The following is a 24073-nucleotide window of genomic DNA, read 5'->3' as shown; positions in this document are numbered from 1 at the left end:
AGACCAATAGTTTTATTCTTGACACTCCCGTTAATCAAGAGCGGATGTAACGGGAGATTCTTTGCAAGATTTTCACTCTTAAAGGTTGTGCCAAACAACCCCTAGACAGTCCGAAAATACTTTCATTCTGTTTACTTAAATGTTTTCTCAAGATATTAGCTGCACCTAATATCGGCATTAATCAACCAACCTTGCTTGGTGCGATACAAACCTCTTTTGACTCGCTTCCCGGAAAACTTGCGCGGCTCTGGATTGTCAGCGTTGTAGACAGGAATAACGTCATTATCGAGAAAACTAGCAATACTTGTGTAGCTTTCCTCTTGCTCAACAAATTCAATTCCGTGACGACTACAGAGGCTTTGCAGCTTGAGTCTAAGTATAGATACAGGAACTTGTACAAAGTTTTGATTGTTGCGTTGTCCGAGATTAATTTTGAGAAATGATATTAGGCGATCGCTAAAACCTTAATTTCGCTAAATTATTAAATCATTCTTAAGAATTACTTTTACGTAAATATACGCAACTCTGACTTTTATGAAGATTCGGTGAAGTTTCTTGAGGGAATGTATCTTTCATAATATTATTTTGTAGAATTAACCGTATAAATACTATGAACTAGCTAGTAAACCCTATTTCTTTGAGTGAGATTATACGGATTTCACTAGTTAGTCTTAGTTTTAAGATTGAGGTGGTAAATCTACTAATTATTGCTGAGACAATGGATGTCTTACAGCAATCATTTTCGCTGATTTATTTAATGATAATTCCTAGAGAATTACAAATATTTTCCATATACTTCTAAATTTATTTGGGTACTTTTTTGTATCTATAATGCTGCTATTCTTGTTTAAATTTATTGTTCCCTTTCGTTTTCAATGGAGTTCGGTGGATGCAAGTACCACAAATTGAATTAATTCCCTTACGTGCTGCGATTTGTTCAGATGTACCATCAGATTTGGATGTTCTAATTAGAATTATTCCACCTGCACCGGAAAAAGACTTACAAAGACCACCTTTAAACTTGTGCTTAGTAATCGATCGCTCAAGTTCCATGAAAGGAAGAAAAATCGATTATGTGAAAAAAGCAGCTTGCTATGCAGTGCAACAACTTTTAATTACCGATCGCGTCAGTGTAGTAGTATTCGATCGGGCAGTTTATACCCTAGTAGATAGTACATTTGCCGTAGATAAAGCTAATATAATTCATCAAATTCAACAAATTCAACCCGGATATGGAACCGCCCTACACGCAGGTTGGCAAGCCGGAGCAATTCAAGTTATTAAACATCTTAATTCCCAACATTTAAATCGAGTAATTTTGCTTTCTGATGGCTTTAGTAGCGTCGGTGAAAAAAATCCTTATGTCATCGCCACAGATGTTTATGGCTTAGCACAACAGGGCGTAAGTACAACAACAATGGGTGTGGGTAATCATTACGATGAAGACTTACTAACCTCAATGGCAAAACGCGGAAATGGCGGATATTATTACATCCAATCTCCCGAAAAATTGCCGATTATTTTTCGCACAGAATTACAAGATTTAATGGCAACAGTAGGGCATACTGTGAGTTTAGCGATCGATCCGCAAGGAGCCGTAGAAATTGAAGACGTACTGAACGATTTAGAAACCGATCAAAGAGGCAGATTTCAATTACCAAACTTAATTATGGGTAATCCAATGGAAGTAGTGGTAAGATTGCAAGTGCCACCAATTCCACAAATTACAGACCTGTGCTATTTCCGCTTAAATTGGAAAAATCCCAAACAAGAAGAACTACAAAAAATTTGGACAAGTCTACGCTTACCTGTAATTAATTCAGCATCAATAAGTGAATTCCCCCCCAATTTAGAAGTCCAACAAAGAACATTATTAATGATGGTAGCTAGAGCGAAAAAGGAAGCAGTAAAACATCTCGATCGCGGCGACTACGAAATGGCAAGTAAACTACTCAAAAATGCCAGATTACAAGTAATAAACGCCCCCCAATCACCATTACTAGATAAAGAAGCTCAAGCATTAGCTAACTTGGATGCCGACTTACAAGCAAGGCAACTATTAAAGTTACGCAAACAAGCAAGCTTAGAAACTTATGACATTACCTTAACAAATCCCCGTATCTTAGATGACATCATCTAAACATTTAATAAATTAATCAGTTTCTAATTCCTGATTATCAGGTAAGATCGCTAATGGTCAATCAGCGATAGGAAAAATTAAGGTCATGGCGCGTCTAGCACTGCTGAGTACCTCTGATAAAACTGGATTAGTAGACTTTGCTCGAATTCTTGTCGAAGAATTTCAATTTGATTTAATCAGCAGTGGCGGAACCGCTGTTACCTTGAAAGAAGCAGGTTTACCAGTCACAAAAGTTTCAGATTATACAGGGTTTCCCGAAATTTTAGGGGGAAGAGTGAAAACTCTCCACCCTCGAATTCATGGGGGAATTTTAGCCAGAAAAGATTTACCAGAAGATATTAAAGATTTAGAAACACACCAAATTCGCCCCATAGATTTGGTAGTAGTCAACCTTTATCCCTTTGAACAAACTATTGCCAAACCTAATGTAACTTTAGCAGAAGCAGTGGAACAAATCGATATTGGTGGCCCTGCAATGATTCGCGCCGCAGCGAAAAATTTCGCTCATTTAACAGTATTGTCCAACCCCGATCAATATAAAAATTATGTAGAAGAATTGCGGCAAAATGGAGAACCAAGTTTTGATTTTCGTAAAGCTTGTGCATTAGCAGCATTTAGACATACTTCTACTTACGATTTAGCAATTTCTAATTATTTAGCAACTGATGATTCCTTTTTCAATATTTCAGGAAAACAGTTGCAACCCCTGCGTTACGGAGAAAATCCTCATCAACCAGCTGCCTGGTATCAAACAGGAACCGTTGCTACAGGTTGGACAGCTGCTACTAAATTACAAGGTAAAGAATTAAGTTACAATAATTTAGTAGATTTGGAAGCTGCCAGAAGAATTATTGCCGAATTTAGCGACACTCCCGCTGCGGCAATTTTAAAACATACCAATCCCTGTGGTGTAGCTTTAGGTAATACTTTAGCCCAAGCTTATGAAAAAGCTTTTAATGCTGATGCTGTTTCCGCTTTTGGGGGAATTGTGGCTTTAAATCAACCAATTGACGCAGCAACAGCTACAGCTTTAACCAAAACATTTTTAGAATGTATTGTCGCGCCAAGTTGTGAACCTGAAGCACAGGAAATATTAGCAGCAAAATCCAATTTGCGCGTCTTAACTTTAGCAGATTTGAAAACAGGGCCAAAACAAACAGTCAAGGTAATTGCTGGCGGTTTGTTGGTGCAAAATTCTGATGATGCAGAGGAAAATACTAGTGAATGGCAAGTGGTGACAGAAAAGCAACCAACACCAGAAGAATTAGCAGAATTATTATTTGCTTGGAAGGTTTGTAAGCACGTCAAATCTAATGCTATTGTGGTGACAAAAGACAACACTACCCTTGGTGTTGGTGCAGGTCAAATGAATCGTGTAGGTTCGGTTAAAATTGCTTTAGAAGAAGCTGGAGAAAAAGCGCAAAATGCTTTTTTAGCTAGTGATGGTTTCTTTCCTTTTGATGATTCAGTAAGAACCGCTGCGGCGGCGGGAATTAAAGCGATCGTTCAACCAGGCGGAAGTCTACGCGATAAAGATTCGATCGCAGCGGCTAATGAATTAGGCATAGTCATGGTATTAACAGGTATCCGTCATTTCCTGCATTAGCATCGGGATTTAGGGATTGACATTTTCGATCGGGATTAATTAATAAAAGCTGGTAAATCTGTTAAATCTGTAAATCCCGATCGGATTTTCCCTTTTTACTTTGCAGATTGTGATTGAGAGTATTCTATGGAATTTTATCTAGAAGCGATCGCAACTCCAGAAGTCAAAGTTAACATCCTCCTGAATGGAGGACATAACTACACCATTTGGCTAAAGACAAACTCGCCACTATTACAAAGTCTTTTAGCTGTAATTAGAGGTGACTCTCAACCACAAACAAATTCAGGAGCACAATGGTTTCATATACCATTAGAAAATGGTCATTCTGCTTTATCTTTTCCCCAAAGTTCGCTCGTTGGCGTAGTAACTGAACCACCATTACTATTAGAAAATATCGCCTCAAATGACCTGCAAGGAACAAATATTTTCCCTACTCCATTAGTGCAAATTGACAACTTTTTGACTGAAGAAGAAAAGTTAAAACTAATTAGTTATAGTTTAGAAAAAGAGTCAGCTTTTGTAGATACCGCCTCCAGAACTAATACTTCCTATCATCCAGATCATCGAAAATCCTCGGTTTTATACCAATTTCCTGAAATTTCCGAAATCTTTCTGCGGCGCTTCAGAAAAGCCATACCTTTTGTCCTGAGTAAATTGGGTATGGGATTATTTCCCATTTCGCGCATTGAAGCACAATTAACAGCCCATAATGATAATAATTACTTCCGGTTACACAAGGATAACGGAACTCCCGAAACTGCCACTAGAGAATTGACTTATTCCTACTATTTTTATCGAGAACCCAAACCTTTTTATGGTGGAGAATTACTAGTTTACGATCGCAAAATCCTCAACTCTTGCGATTACCCAAGTGACAGTTTCCAAACCATCGAACCACGCAACAACAGCATAGTCTTTTTCCCCAGCCAATGCTATCACGAAGTTCTGCCAGTAACTTGTGTAGACAAAGCATTTGCTAACAGTCGGTTCACTATTAACGGTTGGGTACGTCGAGAAGAAAATTTTAAGTTTTGAGTTGAGATTGGGGACTGGGGCGGGGTTAGGGGTTAGGGGTTAGGGGTTAGGGGTTAGGGGTTAGGGGTTAGGGAAAAACTCAAAAGAACACCCCTGCACCTGTGCCCCCCTGCTCCCTTGCTTACTCCTGTGCTCCTGCTGCTTCCAGTAATTTGACGATCTCGGAATCACCAATAGATTTGGCGATCGCTAAAGCCGTCATTCCATCGCGTTTCACATTCACATCAGCACCAGCTGAAATTAACAATTGCAAAATATCACTACTACTATTTTCTATTGCCTTAATTAACCCAGTTTTTCCATCTTCCGTAGCCAAATTAACATCCGCACCACCAGCTAATAAAATTTGCACCATACTGAAATTACCGTTAGATACTGCCAAAGTTAAAGCAGTTTCATCAAAATTAGTAGCATTACAATCAGCACCAAACTTTTGCAAAATCGCTACAATTTGCTCATGATTATGTAAAGCTGCCAACAGCAAAGGTGTATCGCCAAGTTGATTTTTCGCTTGAAAATCTGCCCCCCTTTCCAACAGAACTTCTACCACAGCAAGATTCCCTTCCACCACAGCCAAATGTAAAGCTGTTTCGCGATCGGAATCCTGGGCATTGATATCAGCACCCTTATCCAATAAACTTCTGACAATCTCAGTATGACCACCAGCAGCCGCTGAGATTAACCCTGTCCATCCATCAGGATTTTTCGCATTCACATCCGCACCAGCGGCTAACAGCGCTTGGACAACTCCCAAATGTCCTTGGTCAGCTGCTAAAGTTAACGCCGTTTCCCCACCACTAGTTTGATTCACTTCCGCTAAAGCCGCCAATAAAGCCGCTACCACATCCGTAAAACCACTATTAGCCGCTAGAGTCAACGCCGTATCTTCATCCTTATCTCTCACATTCACTTCCGCACCAGCAGCCAACAAAAGCTGCACTACTTCCGTGTTTCCCCTAAAAGCAGCTGCCATCAATGCGGTGCTTCCTTCATCGTTTTTGGCGTTCACATCCGCGCCATCAGCGATTAAAGCCTTTACTACATCCACTTGGTTGCTAGTAGCAGCCAACATTAAAGCCGTCGAACCATTAAGTTTTTTTGGCTTATTAACATTAGCTCCAGCTTCTAAGAGCACTGTGACTATTTCTATATAGCCATTTCGAGCCGCAAACATCAAAGGAGTAGTGCCATCTTTATCAGTAGAATTCAGATTTGCACCTTGAGCAAGTAAAGCTTTGACTCCATTAATGTCACCAGTCTGTGCTGCTCGTCTTAATAAAACATCTTTATCTTTAGTGGAGATCATGCCTGTCCCTCGTTCCATTCCACTCACTGACAACTTAGCGTTAAATCTCAAATTTGAGAAGACAGTACCCCCGACATTATGCCAATTGTGCAGCTATATTATGCAAATAAAGCGATTTGTTACACAAGAAACATCGGAGATAATCTTAACTATACAAAGAACTGGAACAATTATGCTAAGTTTTATAAAGTTCCTCCCATCGTTAAGAGTCTATGAGCTTGGAAATACCTACATCTGTGAAAGTTTGGAGCCAATTTATTCACCCCACTTTAATGTGGATTCTATTCGCCTTGTCCCTGTATGCCTTATATCTGGGCGTTTTGGTGCGACGTACCAGAAGCGCAGAAGGGGAAGCAAAGAAAGAGCTAATCAAGGGTAAGTTTAACATCAAACATTACCAAGTAGGCTCTTTACTTTTGGCAGTCATGGTAGTTGGCACCCTAATTGGTATGGGTGTTACATATATCAATAATGGCAAATTGTTTGTTGGCCCTCATTTACTGGTAGGGTTAGGCATGACAGGGTTAATTGCTACTTCAGCTGCACTTTCTCCCTTGATGCAAAAAGGACAAAATTGGGCACGCTACAGCCACATTTTTTTAAATGTTGTACTTTTGGTATTGTTTGGTTGGCAGGCAATTACTGGGGTTGAGATCGTGCAAAGAATCATCAGCAAAATGTAACAAAAAAAAATCGGGAATTTCCGAATTAAAATCCCTAGTTTAAATTAATTCGGAAATTCCCGATTAATGCCTTTGAGATTTTTGGGGTAAAAGCAATCCTAAGCTAGTGTGAAAGTCTTCTTGGACTTTTTGAGTTAAGCGACGATTCACTTGCCGGACTATTTGGGCTAATAAGCGATCGCCAGTGCTTTGAATTAAAGATTTCGGTAAGCGATGAATAAACCGGGGAAATTTAATAAACACAGCTAAATCTAGTTGCCATTCTATCCTCGTAATTGTACTAGGTAAATTCTTGGTAAACTCCGTATTTCCCGCAAGTGAATCAGCCTTTACCTCCAGTAATTTCATCTTTGCATTGAAATCCACATCATAACCAGGAGCCACATAACCGGGAATAGAAATTGTGCGGATGCGGTAAATACTATCCTCCGGTGGTAATAGATGTAACCCAATTTTTGGCTCTACTTCATAACCAAAAGAACCAAATCTTCCTATTACTAAAGCATAGCCATTTTCCCCTAAAGGCTCAGCTTTCATCGGTTGAGCACAACGCCGAAACCACTGATGATGAGCATTGAGATACTCAGCAACTACCTCTGGCGGCGCATACATTTCCATACAATCTTCAAAATTACCATGAAAGCGAAAAGGCTCTAATTCTTCAGTAGCTTGTACGGTAGGCTCTTCTGCTTCCGAAAAATTTTGCCGATAATCCAAAAACGTCTCAGACAGTTCTCTAGATTGATAATCGCTGTATTGTGATTGCATAGATGCTATCCTAAATTGTTTATTAGTTGTCTATTTTCAGGATGCCCATTCACCGGAAAAAAAGTTACATCTAAGTTGTGAATTTTAACCTATAAAATCAATAAATGTTAAGCTTTGATTCGATAAACATCTCTTTGTCCGGGGAACTCCTCTTTCCGTAATAAATACTCCTATAGGGAGAAAACAGTTGCATATAACTTTCTTATCCTGGTAAAATCAGCACGCTGACCATTTCAGAGCGAATCCTATCTCTATTAGGGTTAGGTAACTCAAAAAAGTCTCATTGTAAAACGATGCTAACCAATATAGCTTGAAGCATGAAAGCATTTGTAGCCGGGGCAACAGGTGAAACAGGTCGCCGAATTGTCCAACAATTGGTGAAGCGGCAAATTCCTGTCCGCGCTCTAGTGCGGGATTTGGAAAAAGCCAAAGGATTATTGCCAGAACCAGTAGAGTTAGTAGTTGGGGATGTACTGCAACCATTAAGTCTAGCTCAGGCTATAGGAGATAGTACAGTCCTACTTTGTGCTACTGGCGCTAGTCCTAGTTTTGACCCCACAGGGCCTTACAAAGTAGACTATGAAGGAACCAAGAATTTAGTTGATGTTGCTAAAGCTAATAACATTCAACACTTTGTTTTGGTTACTTCCCTTTGTGTATCACGGTTCTTTCATCCACTAAATTTGTTTTGGCTGATTTTAGTGTGGAAAAAACAAGCTGAGGAATATCTCCAAAATAGTGGTCTGACCTATACCATAGTTCGGCCTGGTGGTCTGACGAATGAGGAAAATCCCCAAGAAGTTGTGATGTCTGTCGCTGACACATTGTTTGAAGGTAGGATACCAAGGACTAAAGTAGCGCAGACTTGTGTTGAGGCATTATTTCAACCAGCAGCCGCCAATAAAATTGTGGAAATTGTTGCTGAGCCTCAAGGGAAAGAAAAAACTTGGGAGGAACTTTTTGCCAATGTGACATGATCTCTACATTATGGAAACGGAGTTTTATTGAGTTGAGGAGTGGGGATTTTGGCTCGAAAATTGGCTCGCAAGCATTCTGCAAGAGGCAAAAAAAAGTCAGATTTCACTCTCAAGCGGGTGACAGTTGCGAGTTCTGTGGCTGCTGTGGCTCTGATCTTCTGGCTAATTAGTTGCCAAGCTATCCAAAGACAATCAGGTTATTTTTATTGGCAACATAGTCAAAAAGAGCTTTCGGAACCAAGGTCAGGTGTAGATTTACTCAAAGATACACTTTTGGCTCAGACTCCAACTAGTCCAGCAGATGTGATCATCCCACCATTAATGATGACTGGGGGCGATCCTTATATTCGTGCTTTGATGCGAACTATTTCGGCAAGTGAGTCAAATGAACCGAATCCCTACGCAGTACTTTATGGTGGTCAGCAGGTACATGACTTGAGTCATCATCCGCAGTTATGTGTAACGATAGTTACTGGGCCGAATCGGGGGAGATGTACTACCGCAGCTGGACGATATCAAATATTATACAAGACATGGGTAGAAAAGGCGGAACGGTATCACCCAAAACCGTCGCCTTTTTTGTTTTGGACTGGGTATAGTTTTGAACCTGAGTATCAAGATGCGATCGTCTATGCTTGGTTAAGCGATCGCCTTGCTTGGGGAGTAGATATTTCTAATCTCCTGCGTCAAGGAAAGCTCGACGAAGTATTGCGTTTACTTTCTGGTACTTGGACAAGTTTGGGATATGGCAAAGAAGATAACTCAATGACGCAATACTTACCAGAAATCTATCAGCGAATGCTTAAAGAAGAGCTACAGATAGCTAGTCAAAATTAATCCTTGGGGACTCTTGGGACTCTTGGGACTCTTGGGACTCTTGGAGGAAAAGAATTTTTGGCATCACAATTTGGTTTTGACCAAATTCGGCATAAACTAAGCACAACTCACGAAAAAACCCCAGGTTTTTGGGCTGGGGTTAGAATTATCAGGGTGCATCTAGTATTATTTCTACAGATCAATATCACCTTAATCCGGGAGAAACCGGAAAATTTTCGGGGATAAATTTTTATCTAGGGCAAAAATCGATCTAAAGCTGCCTTTAACTCTTCAATTTCCGCTTCGATGTTACCCTCTTTTGCCGCTCGACCAATACAATCAGTTAAATGTTCATCTAGAATCATTCGCGCTACTCGATCTAAAGCACCTCTAACAGCGGCAATCTGTACTAGTACATCAGGACAGGAACGGCTTTCTTGTACCATTGATTTGATGCCGCGAATGTGTCCTTCAATGCGAGATAGGCGATTAACTACCCGGCGGAGGGATTCTTCTGAGTGTACGTGATGATGACCTGCGCGATCGCTATGTGGGGAATCGTCCTCGTGGGAATGATGAGTGTGGATGTGGTCTACACTATCAGCGGGCGCTTTTTTGTGAGTTTTATTACTATCAATCAAACCTGCCTCTGCTTTAGTCTCAGAACCAGGAAATATTTCGTCTTTAGATCCAATCATCATTTACAGGCTATCAATATTAATAATCCTAGCTTAGATGACAACAAATCTACTTTGCTAGATTTCGCTGCTTTCTTTAGAGGTCGATCATCTAAAATCTAAACGGTGAGATCACAAGAGTCCTAAATCATCATGACAGACCTAGAGATTCGCACAAGCCATGTAAAAATTCCTCATGGCGATTTGGAAATAGATGCTTACTTGGCTGAACCTACGGGTCAGTTGTCCTTTCCTGGGGTAATAGTAATTCAAGAAATTTTTGGGGTCAATGCTCATATTCGTGAGGTGACAGAACGCATTGCTAAAGAAGGTTATGTAGCGATCGCACCTGCTATTTACCAACGCCTTGCACCTGGATATGAAGCTGGTTATACTCCAGAAGATATTCAAGAAGGCAGAAAATATAAGGAGCAAACAAAAGCAAACGAATTACTTGGCGATATCCAAGCCACCATTGATTATCTCAAGAACAAGAGAGAAGTTAAACCCGATGGTTTTGGTTGCATTGGTTTTTGTTTTGGTGGTCATGTTGCTTATTTAGCAGCAACTTTACCAGATATTAAGGCTACTGCTTCTTTCTATGGCGCAGGTATTACAACTATGACTCCCGGTGGTGGTGAACCAACTATTACTCGGACTAAAGATATTAAAGGGATAATTTATGCCTTCTTTGGCATGGCTGATGCTAGTATTCCCCCAGAACAAGTTGACCAGATTGAAGCCGAGTTAACAAAAAATCACATTCATCATCGTGTCTTTCGCTACGATGGAGTAGATCACGGTTTCTTTTGTGACCATCGTAGTAGTTATGATGCGAAAGCCGCTGAAGCAGCTTGGCAACAAGTTAAACAATTGTTTCAAATGAATCTCGTAATAGAGAATTAATGTTACTGAAAATGTGGTAAACCTTTTGCAAGTGTTTGCCACTGTTAAATAATGCTGAGTTACTCAGCCAGATCAACAGTTGTTGGTGGTATCTATATAATGATGCCACTGGCACAATAACAACAAACTAATTTAGATTGCAAGATGAAATCCAATTCAACTCCTTCTCCAGCAGAAAATCTATCCTTTTCTAGAGATGATTTCGCCAAAGCTCTAGAAGCGCAAAGTTACGGATTTGAGAAGGGACAAATAGTACGCGGTAAAGTCTATGAATACGCTAGTGATGGTGCATTTATAGATATAGGTGGTAAATCTCCGGCTTTTCTACCTGCCAGAGAAGCTTCGCTGCAAGGGATTACAGATTTGTCGGTGTTGTTACCTTTGCAGTCAGAACGGGATTTTTTAATTATCCGGGAACAAGATGCAGAAGGACAAGTCACTGTTTCTGTGAAGCAGTTAGAAATTAAGGAAAAGTGGGATAGACTCAACGAATTGCAAGATAGCAGTCAGTCAGTTCAAGTAAGAGTTAGTGGTGTAAATAAAGGTGGGGTGACTGTAGATGTTGAAGGATTGCGGGGGTTCATTCCGCGATCGCATTTGCTCGATCGCAACAACCTCGAAGACTTAATCGGTCAAGCTCTAACCGCTACTTTTATCGAACTAGATCAAAGTCGTGGTAAACTCGTACTCTCCCAACGTTTAGCTAGTCAATCTGCCCGATTCAGCGAAATAGAATTGACTCAACTTGTAGAAGGAACAATTAGTAGTATTAAACCCTTTGGTCTGTTTGTAGACTTAGGCGGAACTAGTGGTTTACTACACATTAAACAAATTAGCCAAAACTACATTGAATCTTTAACCAATTTATTCCAAGTAGGTCAACCAATTAAAGCAGTAGTTGTGAATTTGGATGAAGGCAAAAGCCGCATTTCTCTTTCTACCAAAGTCTTAGAAAACTATCCCGGAGAAATGTTAGAAAATATGGCAGAAGTTATGGAATCAGCAGAAGCCCGTGCCCAAAGAGCCAGAAAAAATTTATTAGGTAGTTAATCTAGTAAGTGGTTGGTTGGTTTATAGTTGAGCTTTTCCGAGCAACCACTATTTAATAAACCAAGATTTTTTCTTTGCACCAAAGCGCAAAACTAATTTGAGCCCTCGGAGTTAAAGTCTCCAGGTAAAAAATTTTGCTCTTAACTTAGAGCAACCGAATTTAGCCGTGCGGTAAGTTGAAAATTTAAAATCTAAAATGCCGCAGCTATGAGCCAGGAATCACAAATCCTGGCTAATTACTCATTTTATTTGGGAAAATCTCAACAATTAAACCAGCAATAATAAATTAATTCTTAATTTTTTCAGTTGATTATTAAAATTGTTTCCCAATTAAACCCAATTTTCCAAATTTGATCTAACATCATAACTTGGTTATACTAATTCGCCTGATTCTTGAAAGGAAAGTTTTCCCTGTCATAACCCCACAATTTTCACAAGCTCCTTACCGCGAATTAGTATTTCTTTCAGTGCGACTTGAGTGAATTTAAAACTCACCAAATCGCCAGTTATTCCCTGCCTAAATTTAGGCGCTACTGCACTGACAGCAGCGGGAAAGTTATATTGCAGTGTCAAACAAACATTGAATTACATTGAAAAAGGTAGAGCAATCATGGCTGATACTCGTTTAAGACTAGAAGATATTTTCGATCCCAATTACTATCGCCAGCAAAATCCAGACTTAGCAGGGTTAAGCGATCAACAAGCATTACAGCATTTCCGACTATACGGCTTACAAGGAGGTAGAAGGTTCTCGCAATTTTTTGACTTAGCTTTTTTTGAAGCAAATAATCCCACTTTAGCCAGTGGCATTAATAGTATAGCCTTACAAAACTTTTTCGATATTGGGCTTCCTGCCGGAGTAGAATTTTCACCTAATTTCGATCTCAATTACTATCGAAGTGCTAACCCAGATTTAGCAAGCTTAGACAACAACCAATTATTTAAGCAGTTTCTTACTTCTGGGCTAAATGAAGGACGGAATTTTAACCCGCTAATTGATATCAATTATTATCGGGCAGCTAACCCAGATTTAGCCGGATTAAGCAATCGAGATTTGTTCACTCACTTTATTAGCGCTGGTATAGGAGAAGGAAGACCTTCTTTACCGTTATTTGATTTCGATTTTTATGTACAGAATAACGGTGATTTATTTGCTGATAATTCTTTTTTAAGAGATCCAGAATCTATAGATGGTGCATTCATAACTAGTCAGGAAATCATCAACCATTTTTTGAGCAATGGTTTAAATGAAAGACGAAAATTCAGTCCATTTTTTGATGTTAATACCTACCTAAATAGTAATCCAGACTTGCTTGCAGCAGGTTTAACTGGGCGACAAGCTTACGATCATTTTAGAACTACTGGAGTCAATGAGGGCAGACGTTTTTCCCAATATTTTGATACGAATTATTATTTGGGAAATAACCCCGATTTACGGGCGGCTGGATTGACACCAGGACAAGCATTCAATCACTTCGTAAATTTTGGTATTAATGAAGGTCGTCGCCCATCAGTGTTATTCGATCCTATTTATTATGTAACGAATAATCCTGATGTCGCAGCAACTCAACCTTCTTTTGCCAAAGCATTTGCAGACTTTCAAACTAGTTTTGAAGTCACTCCAGGTAGTCCAGATCCAGGGCCGGGTTTACCTCGTTCTTCTTCTTTGTGGTTCGATCCAGTTTCGATCGCATCTCTATTAATACCAAGTCCAGGGGAAGAAGAACAACCCTTAAATGATTGGCTAAGAAATGCCACCAAATGGCAAAATATCCCCGTAGGCGGCACATTAACCTACAGCTTTGTCACCACAGCTAGCGCACCTCTATATGAAGGCCCAGAATCTGGAGTTAGGGAAGTAACACCAGAAGTTAAAAACAATGTTCGCAACATTATGCGGACTCTTTCACAATATATTCCCATTAATTTTGTCGAAGTTCCTGATAGACCGCCTAACGTTGGTAGAATCCGAATCATGTTTTCTAACGGGCCAGCAGGTTTATCTCTTGATGGAAATGTGTATGCCTATGTTGCCGAGTTACCTTCCGACGCACCTGGTACAGGTCGTGCAGGAGATATACATTTAAATCCCGATCGCAGTTTAGTCGATTTTAACGCTGGCCCTGGCAGTTTTGCTTACACAGTTTTACTCCACGAAATAGGTCATGCTTTAGGTCTAAAACATCCTTTCCAGGGATTATATCAACTTCCCCCAGGAAAAGATAACAATACAAATACTGTAATGACCTATAACATTTTTGCTCCCAACTATAACGGTTCTTACAACATTACGCCAATGGCCTATGATATTCGTGCTTTACAGTATTTATATGGCACAGCTAATTACAACCAAGGCGACACAGTTTATACCTTTGATATCAACAACTTCATAGGCCCAAATCAAAGGGATGGGAGAAACAGTTTCAAACAAACAATTTGGGATAGTGGCGGTACTGATACCCTTAACTTTGCCGCTTTACCAGCAATTCAAGGTGGCTATTATTTCAACATGAATGAAGGCGGACAAAATACCACCCAATTTGCCCTGAATGGTTCTACTTATTCAATTCCTAATCCTAATAGTACTACCTCTAACCCTCTACCAGATATTCCAGTACTTACTGACAGTTTCGGTACCACAATTGCTTTTGGAACACTAATTGAAAACCTCTTTGGTTCACAAGGAGACGATGAAATTATAGGTAATAATTTGCCTAACATTATTGCAGGTGGGGCAGGTAATGATAGTATCACTGGTGGCCCCGGTGCAGATATTTTAGTTGGTGGTGATGGCAGTGATGTATTTATTTTTGCTTTAGGAGATGGCAGCAAAAATCCCGCAACAACAAACGTAATTAATGACTTCCAACCAGGCGTAGATAAGATTGGTTTAAGCTTAGGTTTACCATCATCATCAATAGCTATTACTCAAGGAACAGATGCAAATGCTGCTAATACCTTGATTTGGGTTCCTAGCACAGGTGAATACTTAGCAATTTTGCGAAATGTTCCCGCATCTTCAGTAAGCTTTGCTGATTTAATTCCTGTTTAATAGTTAAATTCTCTAGGTGCATCTCAGATTTTTTTGCTGTGTTTTTTGATTTTAAAAACCAGTGATTTACTTTTCTTTTCACCTTCTAATCATTCAGTATTTACCAAGGAAATCACAACATGGCTACCACAACTTTGCCATTAAGTTTAACGGACTTATACGACGAGAATTTCTATCGGGCTAGATATCCAGAATTAAATACTTTAAGCAGTCGAGAACTGTATCAACATTTGTTAACTGTTGGGCTTACAGAAGGTCGGGATTTTTCACCTTATTTTGATTTAAGATTTTATAAAATTAGTAATCCAGCGTTAGCAAATCTCAACAATCGCCAATTAATTGATGATTTTCTAACTCGTGGAATTGATGCAGGATTGAAGTTTTCTCCCTTCTTTGACTTGGAAGTTTATCGCGCTAGCAATCAAGACATAGCCCCATTAAACAACAGAGAATTATTCATACATTTTCGTGACTCAGGCGTAAATGAAGCGCGTAAGTCTACCCTAATTTTTGACCCCAATTTTTACCGTTATGCCAACGCTGACTTATCACAATTAAATAACAAACAAGCATTTTATCATGTTCAAACTAGTGGGATTGAACAAGGTCGAGAATTTTCTCCCTTCTTCGACCTCTCTTTCTTTCGCGCCGCTAATCAAGATAATTCAAATATTGCCAATGCACCAAACAACAGAGTATTACTCGAACAATTTTTTCTGACTGGACTACCCGCAAGTCGAAGATTTTCACCTTTTGTAGATTTAAGTTACTACAAAAGCCGCAATGCTGACTTAGTAAATCTCACCAACACTCAGCTACTAACTCATTTAGAAAATGTGGGGATTTTCCAAGGGCGGGCTTTTTCCCCTGTAGTAGATTTGAATTTTTACCGCACTAGCAACCAAGATTTATTAACACTGAACAACAAAGAATTATTTGAACATTTGCAAGTTTCAGGGTTAAATGAAGGTCGTTCTTTTTCGCCAGTAGTTGACTTAAACTCCTATCGGAATACTGACCCCAGATTTCAAAGTATCAACAACAGAGAATTGTTTGAAAATTTCCAACTTTCTGGTTTGTCTGGAGGAGTAGCTTTATCCAACTTATTAGACTTAGGCTTTTACAGAAAGGCTAACTCTGATTTGGCTGGGTTGACTGACGCGCAATTACTCGAACATTTCCAAAATAATGGTTTACAGGAAGGACGCAGATTTTCACCTTACTTTGATGTTAATTATTACGTCAATAATAACCCAGACTTACTTGCGGCTGGATTTGACACAAACAAAAGCCGAGCTTTTGAACATTTCCTGACATTTGGCTTAGAAGAAAACCGCCCCTTTTCTCAGTTTTTTGACCTGAATTATTACAGAAGTAACAATTCTGATTTAAGGAGGTTAACACCAGGGCAAGCATTTCGACATTTTATCGACTATGGAATTAAAGAAGGTCGTCGTCCTTCTGTGATGTTTGATCCCGTTTACTATATTGCTAATAACCCTGATTTAGCTGCTAGAAATCTGACATTTGAAGAAGGTTTTGAAGATTTCCAAACCAGCGGGTTCACTTTAGCACGTCCAGCATCAATTGTCTTTCAACCAAACGCCATTGCTTCTTTAATTGCTCCCAGATTTAGGGTTCCTCTAAATAGTGAAGGTCAGGAAGGGGGCTTACCTGAATGGCTGTTAACGGCAGCTAAATGGCGAAATATTCCCACTAGGGGAACTCTTACTTACAGCTTTGTTTCTACCCCTAACGCCTTTTTATATGAAGGTCTTGAAAGAGGTGTCAGTGAAGTAACTCCGACAATTAAAGTCAGAATTCGCCAAGTTATGCAAGAGTATGGCAAAGTTATGGGCATTAATTTGGAGGAAGTTCCTGACAGACCGCCTAATGCGGGTCGAATCAGAATTATGTTTTCTCAAGGGTCGCCTAACCCGGAAATAGTAACACTTAATGGTATTGGTACTTATGGCTATGCCTATGGGCCTACAGATTTTGCTGGTACTGGTCTACCTGGTGACATACATTTGGACTCTAGCAAAGTACTTGAATTTGAAGGAGCGGCTCCGGGCAATTTGGCTTATGAAGCTTTGCTCTTTTTAGTGGGTGCTGCTTTAGGTTTGGAACAGCCTCAGCGACAAAGAGACCCAAACGATTTTGAGCCAACCCTTGCCCTGGCAAGAGATAACAATACCAACACGGTAATGACTTACAATGCTTTACCTAATGTTAATTACACTGGTTTATATGCTTCTACACCGATGCCTGATGATATTCGGGCATTACAGTATCTCTATGGAGCCAGTAATTTTAATAACGGGGATAATGTTTACAGGGTTGATAACAATAACCTCTTGCAAAAGAGAACAATTTGGGATGCAGGTGGAATCGATACCTTAGATTTTTCTGGGTTGAGTGCTTTGCCAGAAAGTGTTCGTGTTCGTAACTTAGACTATTACTTTGATATGAATGAGGGAGGACAGAACACGGCACAATTTGCCCTACCACAATATATTTTCACTACTACAGGAGCAACCTATTCTTTTGCTAGTCCTGATAGTACCCCAGAGAATCCACTTCCTCCAACTGTTTACAGAACTACTAGTTACACCACAAGCATTGCTTTTGGAACCGAAATTGAAAACTTAGTTGGTTCGCAAGGTAATGATGAAATTCTGGGTAATAGAATGGCTAACAATATTATTGGCGGGCCAGGAAATGACAGGATTGCAGGTGCCAGAGGAGGAGATTTACTTACTGGTGGTTCAGGAGTAGATACTTTTGTATTTGCTCGTTTCGATGGTGGAGAAAATGCTGCAACAGCTGATGTAGTTACTGATTTTAATGTAGCTGAAGATAAGATTTCTTTGGCTTTAGTTCCTGTGTTTGATGCGCCACCATTACCACCAGAATCTTTGGCTACACCTCTTCAAGTTGTTGCTGATTCCAACAACCCTAATTCGAGATTTATCCAAATTAATGGACAAACTTTAGCTATATTGACTCAGGGTACAGGTGCTAATGCCAATGATACTATTCTGCAACTTTTAGGTAGTAATGAATTCTTAGCTGTGATTAAAAATACTGCTGTTAGTGTTTTTAATAACAACAGTTTCCAACTGGAAGTAGCGCTGACAGTTCCGGGGTTTTAGTTATTACTGTAGGGTGGGGAAAAAGTTGTCTTACACTCAAATCTTGCACGAGGGGAGGTGGAACCTCCCAGATACTCGTTCCCAGGTTGAACCTGGGAACGAAGAATAAAATCAATTTTTTGGCGGGTTTTTGATGTTCAATGGGATGTTAGTGCTAAATTTTCCCTTGCTTTTTGATTTTTTGTACTTGTTTAGGTGCGCCCATTTGTTCATAAATTTGAATGGCTGTTTGGAAGTTTCTGTTACTCTTTTCAATTTCACCGATTTTTTGATAGGTGCGGGCTAGTTCATAGTAAGCGTCGGCTAGGTCTTTTTTAGCTGTTATTGTTTGCAAAATGTCGATCGCTCTTGTATGCTTTTCTAACGCTTCTTCATACTTACCTTGATTGCGACTCACCATTGCTAAACCAGTGATTATTTGACCCTGCACTTGCTTATACTTACTGCCTTCTGCATAAGTTAAGGCGCGGTTAAACATGGTTAATGCTTGTTCATTTCGTCCTAGATTAGTATTAATCATCCCCATAGCAAAAAAGCTGTGTACTTGACTCCATGAACCCAGCATTATCTCTGGAAGTTTCTGATAAGCTTGGTAACTTTTTTCTAGTAATTCCAAAGCTTTCTGTTGCTCAGCTTCTGACTGGCTATAAGAATATAATAAACCTATATTAAACTGAGACAATATGGCAAATATATGCCAATTTGTATTTTCTGCTAAACTAATAACTTCTTCGTAAGATTGAATTGCTGCTTCAACTTCCCTGAGAGATTCTTTACAAGAACTAATTGTAAATATAGTGCCTATATTATATCTTTCTAGTTCATGTTTAATCTTAGGATCGAAATTGTCTTTGTCAAGAGAATCGCTATATTTTTTTGCCATTAAAATACATTTTTGGTAGTATTCAATGGCAGTCCGAATATCACCCATTTGCTGGTAAAATCCGCCGATATGACCAGGAAGCAGGGTTAAATAATAGTCATTATCAAGTTTATCTGTAATTGCCAGAACTACAGAAAGAATGTGTTGGACTAAGCCTAATCTCCCAAAGGAAATAGTTAGTTCTTCTGGTTCTCCTTGATAATTTAATTTGTACTTTCTTTTTTTCAAAAGTACTTCGCAAGCTAAGTCAAATTCTCCAATATCAATATAATGATAATAAGCTTCCAAAGCTTTGATTGCATCTTCTGTAGTATCTACGGTTTCTACACTTTGCGTCCAAAATTCGGCGGCTTTTATATTGACAGTTTTCCAATCTTCAGTGGCTTTAAGCCTTGTCCTCGCTTCCGCACGAATTACTGGGTGTAACCAATATTCTCCCTTGAGGAATTCTACCAAAGATCGATCGCGCAAAGACTTCACAACTCGAATCCTTTGCGACTCTGGAATATCCCAAAGCAAACACATCATCGCATCCCGATGTAGAGAACGTACATCTTGATAACGAAAACATCCCAAACGGCAAAGCAACTTATAAGCATCTAGATCGACTTCTTGCAACCGCTTAAATTGACTAACAACCAAATCTTGTAAATCTGACTCAATTAACAAATTCTTCTGATTTGCTTGCCAGTAACTTTCCATATCACCTGACCAATCAGTTTGAATCACACCACTCAAGATGTGCATCGCTTTAGCATTTCCGCCATAAGCTTGGTGCATCGCCGACAATACATCAGAATGAACCTCTATCCCCCGATTTATAAAAAACTGTTTCCAGACCGATAATTTTAATCCTTCTAATCGATAATCCTGAAAAGTGACAGCAGATTCCCCAAGTCTTTCCCGACTGGTAATTAAAGTTACACAGTTTCCGGCTGGATCGGCTAACACGCGGAATAATTCTACATAGTCTCGATGAGCAGGAATCAATCTCCCATGTTTATCTAAAGCAGGTTCTAAATTATCAATCAACACTCCTACCCGACGATTTGGATCGCGTAACTTTTGCCGCAATAACTCCAGCGTCACCCCAAAATCTTCTCTCGGTTCCTCCTGAAAGTGTCGCCTTAGCCATTCCTCAACTATACTTTTGGCATTGGTAGTGATGATTTCTGCCTCTTTCGCCATCCACACTTCCAGAATTGGGTCAAAATTCTGAGTGGTGAAATATTCCCAAGACAACAAAGACTTACCCACGCCACCCTTACCATAAACCAAAATAATTTTCGCCCCTTGTTGGACAAAAGCATTTATGTCGGCAATTTCCCTGTTTCGTCCCATGAAATTGGGGTTATGAACTGGGATAGGTTTCGGTTCGGGATCTACAGGTTCATCATCTAATGGTGGTATTTCCCGTTTCCATTGTCGTTGCCTTTCCCACTCCCGTTCCACCGCCGCCTGAAGGTTTATCTTACTGACAGGTTCTGCCAAAACTTCACTCAGCAGTTTCCATAACTTAGAACCAATATCTTGTCTGATGTAGGTCAAGGTATAGCCAGATTCTTTGGCAATCTCAGCATAACTTTGCCTTAACCAAGCTCCCTTGAATACTAGCCTTTCCACGTCCTTTAAACGCCTTTTATTTTTAGCCAACACTGCTCGATCGACAATTTTTAGTGCTGCTTCTACATCCATGAGAGCTAATTTATGATTAATTCCTACTGGTTCATTCATAGTATAACCTGACTTTTCCTGACTTTTTCCTACTATCACCTGAAACCTCCTGAGCTTTCCTGAGCTTTTCTGTTTTTTTCTTACTTAAACTGAGGTAAGCAAACTACCTACTTTTTCCTTATCGACAAATCTTTGAATTTCTACGAAACTATATTTATCAGGTGGAAGCGCAGTTTTCGGGACTTTACTAGATATGGATAAAAAATTATCTTCTCGGTTGAGATTGTATTTTAATGATTGCCAAAAATTACAGCATTGCCGAAAACCTTAATGCTTGTAATCCAGGTATAACAAGGATTATAGGCATATAATCCAGGCAGATAATACTAAATCAATAGGTGGCATTTGCTGAATTAATTGCCATGTCTAATCCAGAATAGATAAGTATTAAATCAAGGATTGAATTAGGTAATTAACCATTGTTGAAATCAACAGATGGCTAAATTTATCACTCGCTATTCGTTAGGATAATAATCAGTGGTTGACTTGGAAAAATCTACAAAAATTTTTCTCCCTTAAGTAAAGCAAATATAAACTTATTGGCGAAAAAAGTGTCCAAGTTAGGTGAGTGTAGTCCTCCGGGAAGTTCCCTGGTAAAAGTTTTCATTTTTGGTGCCTACTGTCAATATCTGAGTCAGATTAAAAAGTTAAATCACACAAAGGGGCGATCGCACCCAAATTAATTTTCCCTAAATCTTAGTGCAATTTGTAACTTTAATGCTGAGGGGCAATACCATGCAGGTTCAAGCTAATACTATTCCAAATGTAACTACTGCCGTTAACACCAATAGTCCGGAACTCTCACTCCCACAGTCGGGGTCAAACTTACAGGAAATTCTCCTTGATGAACTTTCCCAAAAAGTTGGTTACAACTCCCAAAGTGTACTCGGAGTTGCAACCAGAATTGCCACAGAAGTAGAACGGATGTGCTACAAAAGTGCTCGCATCCAAACTTCTGGAGAAGTTTACACTTGGCAACTGATATTGGGACGTAATAGATTACACAAGTGCTTGTCTTACCACCAGAAAGGCCCAAAACAGGGACGTATTGAACTGCATAGCAATTTAACTGCTATGATTTATCGTTACGTAGCGCCGTCTCAATCTCAGTTGGGTTTCCAAGGTCGGAAAAATCTGATTGACGATTTTTTGCAAGAGTTTTACGCTGCTTCGCTTGCTGCTTTTCGTCGGGAATACGAGTTACCCAATTTTCAACTCCGCACCAAGCTAGAGTTAGCAGAGTATTTGGCGTTTACAGAAAATTATGCCAAGCGCCGCATTACCTTACCAAATGGTACCAGTCAACAATTGATTGTGTTGCGGGTGCAGGCTTTTGTCAAACGTCAACCTGCGGAAACTTCTGTTGATATTGAACAAGCGGTAGAAACTCCCAAAGGAGAGTACGATCAACAAAGTGGTTGGTCTGCTTCTACAATGCAGCAAGTGCGATCGCAAATGATGATGGAAACAGTCGATCCTACTGAGGGGATGTTGCGCGATCGAATCATCACAGAACTCCTAGACTATTTAGAATCTCAAGGTCAAACGGACTGTGTAAACTACCTAGTCTTAAAACTCCAAGACTATTCTGCTCCAGATATTGACGAGATTCTCAAATTAACTCCTCGCGAACGAGATTATCTACAACAACGCTTTAAGTATCATGTGGATAAGTTCGCCCGTGCATCCCACTGGAAACTAGTCCATCAGTGGTTAGGCGCAGACTTAGATCAAAAATTGGGAATGTCCTCTCAACAATGGGAAGAATTTTCAAAACATCTTTCGCCCGATCTTGAGAAATTGTTGCAACTCAAAAAAGTCAACAAATTTGATGAGGAAATTGCCAAAGATTTAGAATGTTCTCTCAAACAGGTACAAAAGCAATGGATGGATCTCTTAGAACTCGCCTGGAAATATCGTAACTGGGACGGTCAAAAATTACCAGGCAAAAAATCTAATCTCCGTTCCGTTAAAAATTCCACAAAAGTTAGGAACATTTCTGATAATTCCCTTTTGCCTTTAGCAGTTTCATAGTGAGGAAAGGCTCCGGGTACAGGGATAAGGGGAACGATCTTGCATCCTGTGAGGTAGAACCTCCTTTCATCTCGTTCCCAGGTTCAACCTGGGAACGAAAAACCGAGGCTCTGCCTCTAGGTGCAAGATCTGAGTTCTGCCTTTTGCCTTCTGCCCTGAAGTCTTTCCATCTCGTTCCCAGGTTCAACCTGGGAACGAAAAACCGAGGCTCTGCCTCTAGGTGCAAGATCTGAGTTCTGCCTTTTGCCTTCTGCCCTGAAGTCATTCTTCTAAACTTTACTTAATAATTGACTAATCATGCGATTTGCTTGGGATTCGTAACTACCACCGAACAAATTAAAGTGATTAATAATGTGGTAGAGATTGTATAAAGTTTGGCGTAATTCATAGCCGGAATCTAAAGGCCAAACTTCGTTATAACCATGATAAAAACTAGCAGGAAATCTGCCGAATAATTCGGTCATGGCGATATCGACTTCGCGATCGCCATAATAAGTCGCCGGATCAAAAATCACAGGTTCACCTGCTGCTGTAACAGAAGCATTTCCTGACCATAAATCCCCATGCACTAAAGATGGTTGGGGATGATGATTTGCTAATAATTTAGGAATCGCTTTAATTAAACTTTCTCCTTGGCTAAATTGCCCTCCTCGGCGTTTAGCTAATTTCAATTGATAACCAATGCGATGTTGGGCAAAAAACTCTACCCAATCTGATGTCCAAGTGTTAATTTGTGGTGTAGAACCAATGGTATTATTTCTCTCCCAACCAAAACCAGATCCCCGACTTCTTAGAGAAGTCGGGGATCTCAAGTGCATTGCTGCTAATTTTCGCCCCATTTCTTGCCAAGCATTATTTCCACCACTGCGCCCTAATTCTAAATATTCTTGCACGATGTAAGCTGAATTATTAGTTGTACCGTAACAAATTGGTTGCGGTACTCGAATAGTTTTAGTTGACCACATTTCTTTTAATCCCAAAGCTTCCGCAGCAAACATATCAACTTGGTCAGCTTGGTTTAGTTTGACAAAATAAGTGCGATCGCTATTCCCGATCGCATACCCTTGATTAATACAACCACCACCCACAGAACGGCGGTTTTCTATGACAAATTTCTCGCCTGTTACTTCGCTAATATGTTCAGAAATTGCAGTCCACATAACTAAAGAATATTTATTTCACGCTCATTACAATGCACAGGAATTCTCGGAACTCTAGGGGGAGTAAAATTCAAACCTCAAAACTCTTTCC

16 protein-coding genes and 1 pseudogene are annotated in these 24073 nt (G+C 39.8%); 11 read left to right on the top strand and 6 right to left on the bottom strand.

Features of this window, described 5'->3' with window-relative positions:
• Positions 1-30: 30 nt before the first annotated feature.
• Positions 31-431: pseudogene (locus ACE1CC_RS36980) on the bottom strand (RNA-guided endonuclease TnpB family protein); the annotation flags it as partial.
• A 458-nt stretch (positions 432-889) separates the two neighbouring features.
• Here ACE1CC_RS36980 and ACE1CC_RS29860 point away from each other — a divergent pair.
• The 3 genes from ACE1CC_RS29860 (at position 890) to ACE1CC_RS29850 (ending at position 4781) form a co-directional block, all read left to right on the top strand.
• Positions 890-2140 (top strand): vWA domain-containing protein, encoded by a 1251-nt coding sequence (locus ACE1CC_RS29860; protein WP_413265762.1) that lies wholly within the window; start codon positions 890-892, stop codon positions 2138-2140.
• 85 nt (positions 2141-2225) lie between these two features.
• The gene (purH, locus tag ACE1CC_RS29855; protein ID WP_413274072.1) at positions 2226-3746 is read left to right on the top strand and encodes a bifunctional phosphoribosylaminoimidazolecarboxamide formyltransferase/IMP cyclohydrolase; all 1521 of its coding nucleotides are present in this window, start codon (positions 2226-2228) and stop codon (positions 3744-3746) included.
• Between the two features lie 126 nt (positions 3747-3872).
• Positions 3873-4781, top strand: coding sequence for a 2OG-Fe(II) oxygenase (locus ACE1CC_RS29850; protein WP_413274071.1), 909 nt, complete (start codon positions 3873-3875; stop codon positions 4779-4781).
• 121 nt (positions 4782-4902) lie between these two features.
• On the opposite strand, the gene ACE1CC_RS29845 is transcribed toward ACE1CC_RS29850, so the two are convergent.
• Positions 4903-6087 carry an ankyrin repeat domain-containing protein gene (locus tag ACE1CC_RS29845; protein WP_413274070.1) on the bottom strand — a complete coding sequence of 395 codons (1185 nt, stop codon included), beginning with the start codon at positions 6085-6087 and terminating at the stop codon, positions 4903-4905.
• A gap of 212 nt (positions 6088-6299) precedes the next feature.
• Between ACE1CC_RS29845 and ACE1CC_RS29840 the strand changes: the two genes are divergently transcribed.
• Positions 6300-6770, top strand: a complete 471-nt coding sequence (locus ACE1CC_RS29840; protein WP_413274069.1) for a DUF4079 domain-containing protein — start codon at positions 6300-6302, stop codon at positions 6768-6770.
• A 63-nt stretch (positions 6771-6833) separates the two neighbouring features.
• Here the strand turns inward: ACE1CC_RS29840 and ACE1CC_RS29835 are convergent, their stop codons facing one another.
• Complete coding sequence (locus ACE1CC_RS29835) at positions 6834-7538, bottom strand: DUF1997 domain-containing protein (protein WP_413274068.1); 705 nt, start codon at positions 7536-7538, stop codon at positions 6834-6836.
• Positions 7539-7855: 317 nt separating this feature from the next.
• Here ACE1CC_RS29835 and ACE1CC_RS29830 point away from each other — a divergent pair, with 317 nt between their 5' ends.
• Both ACE1CC_RS29830 and ACE1CC_RS29825 read left to right on the top strand, forming a co-directional pair.
• Entirely contained in the window at positions 7856-8515 is a 660-nt protein-coding gene (locus ACE1CC_RS29830; RefSeq protein ID WP_413274067.1) for an SDR family oxidoreductase, read from the top strand.
• Positions 8516-8563: 48 nt separating this feature from the next.
• Complete coding sequence (locus tag ACE1CC_RS29825) at positions 8564-9352, top strand: glycoside hydrolase family 24 protein (protein WP_413274066.1); 789 nt, start codon at positions 8564-8566, stop codon at positions 9350-9352.
• A 233-nt stretch (positions 9353-9585) separates the two neighbouring features.
• On the opposite strand, the gene ACE1CC_RS29820 is transcribed toward ACE1CC_RS29825, so the two are convergent.
• Entirely contained in the window at positions 9586-10032 is a 447-nt protein-coding gene (locus ACE1CC_RS29820) for a metal-sensing transcriptional repressor (RefSeq protein WP_413274065.1), read from the bottom strand.
• Positions 10033-10161: 129 nt separating this feature from the next.
• Here ACE1CC_RS29820 and ACE1CC_RS29815 point away from each other — a divergent pair, with 129 nt between their 5' ends.
• The 4 genes from ACE1CC_RS29815 (at position 10162) to ACE1CC_RS29800 (ending at position 18171) form a co-directional block, all read left to right on the top strand.
• Positions 10162-10914 carry a dienelactone hydrolase family protein gene (locus tag ACE1CC_RS29815; protein ID WP_413274064.1) on the top strand — a complete coding sequence of 251 codons (753 nt, stop codon included), beginning with the start codon at positions 10162-10164 and terminating at the stop codon, positions 10912-10914.
• Between the two features lie 144 nt (positions 10915-11058).
• On the top strand, positions 11059-11964 hold the full coding sequence (locus ACE1CC_RS29810) for a S1 RNA-binding domain-containing protein (protein ID WP_413274063.1): 906 nt from the start codon (positions 11059-11061) through the stop codon (positions 11962-11964).
• Between the two features lie 478 nt (positions 11965-12442).
• Positions 12443-15016 carry a M10 family metallopeptidase gene (locus tag ACE1CC_RS29805; RefSeq protein WP_413274062.1) on the top strand — a complete coding sequence of 858 codons (2574 nt, stop codon included), beginning with the start codon at positions 12443-12445 and terminating at the stop codon, positions 15014-15016.
• 119 nt (positions 15017-15135) lie between these two features.
• A complete protein-coding gene (locus ACE1CC_RS29800; protein ID WP_413274061.1) occupies positions 15136-18171 on the top strand; it encodes a M10 family metallopeptidase in 3036 nt (1011 codons plus the stop codon).
• Between the two features lie 154 nt (positions 18172-18325).
• Here ACE1CC_RS29800 and ACE1CC_RS29795 read toward each other — a convergent pair whose 3' ends face one another.
• Complete coding sequence (locus ACE1CC_RS29795) at positions 18326-20788, bottom strand: tetratricopeptide repeat protein (protein ID WP_413274060.1); 2463 nt, start codon at positions 20786-20788, stop codon at positions 18326-18328.
• A 735-nt stretch (positions 20789-21523) separates the two neighbouring features.
• On the opposite strand from ACE1CC_RS29795, the gene ACE1CC_RS29790 reads away from it, so the two are divergent.
• Positions 21524-22822, top strand: a complete 1299-nt coding sequence (locus tag ACE1CC_RS29790) for a hypothetical protein (protein ID WP_413274059.1) — start codon at positions 21524-21526, stop codon at positions 22820-22822.
• 269 nt (positions 22823-23091) lie between these two features.
• Here the strand turns inward: ACE1CC_RS29790 and ACE1CC_RS29785 are convergent, their stop codons facing one another.
• Positions 23092-23982 carry a fructosamine kinase family protein gene (locus ACE1CC_RS29785; RefSeq protein ID WP_413274058.1) on the bottom strand — a complete coding sequence of 297 codons (891 nt, stop codon included), beginning with the start codon at positions 23980-23982 and terminating at the stop codon, positions 23092-23094.
• Between the last annotated feature and the right edge of the window lie 91 nt (positions 23983-24073).

The organism is Floridaenema aerugineum BLCC-F46 (assembly GCF_041929345.1).
In the GTDB taxonomy this organism is placed as follows: domain Bacteria; phylum Cyanobacteriota; class Cyanobacteriia; order Cyanobacteriales; family Aerosakkonemataceae; genus Floridanema; species Floridanema aerugineum.
Note: the sequence above shows the minus strand (reverse complement) of the source record. Positions and strands in the feature narration are given on the sequence as shown.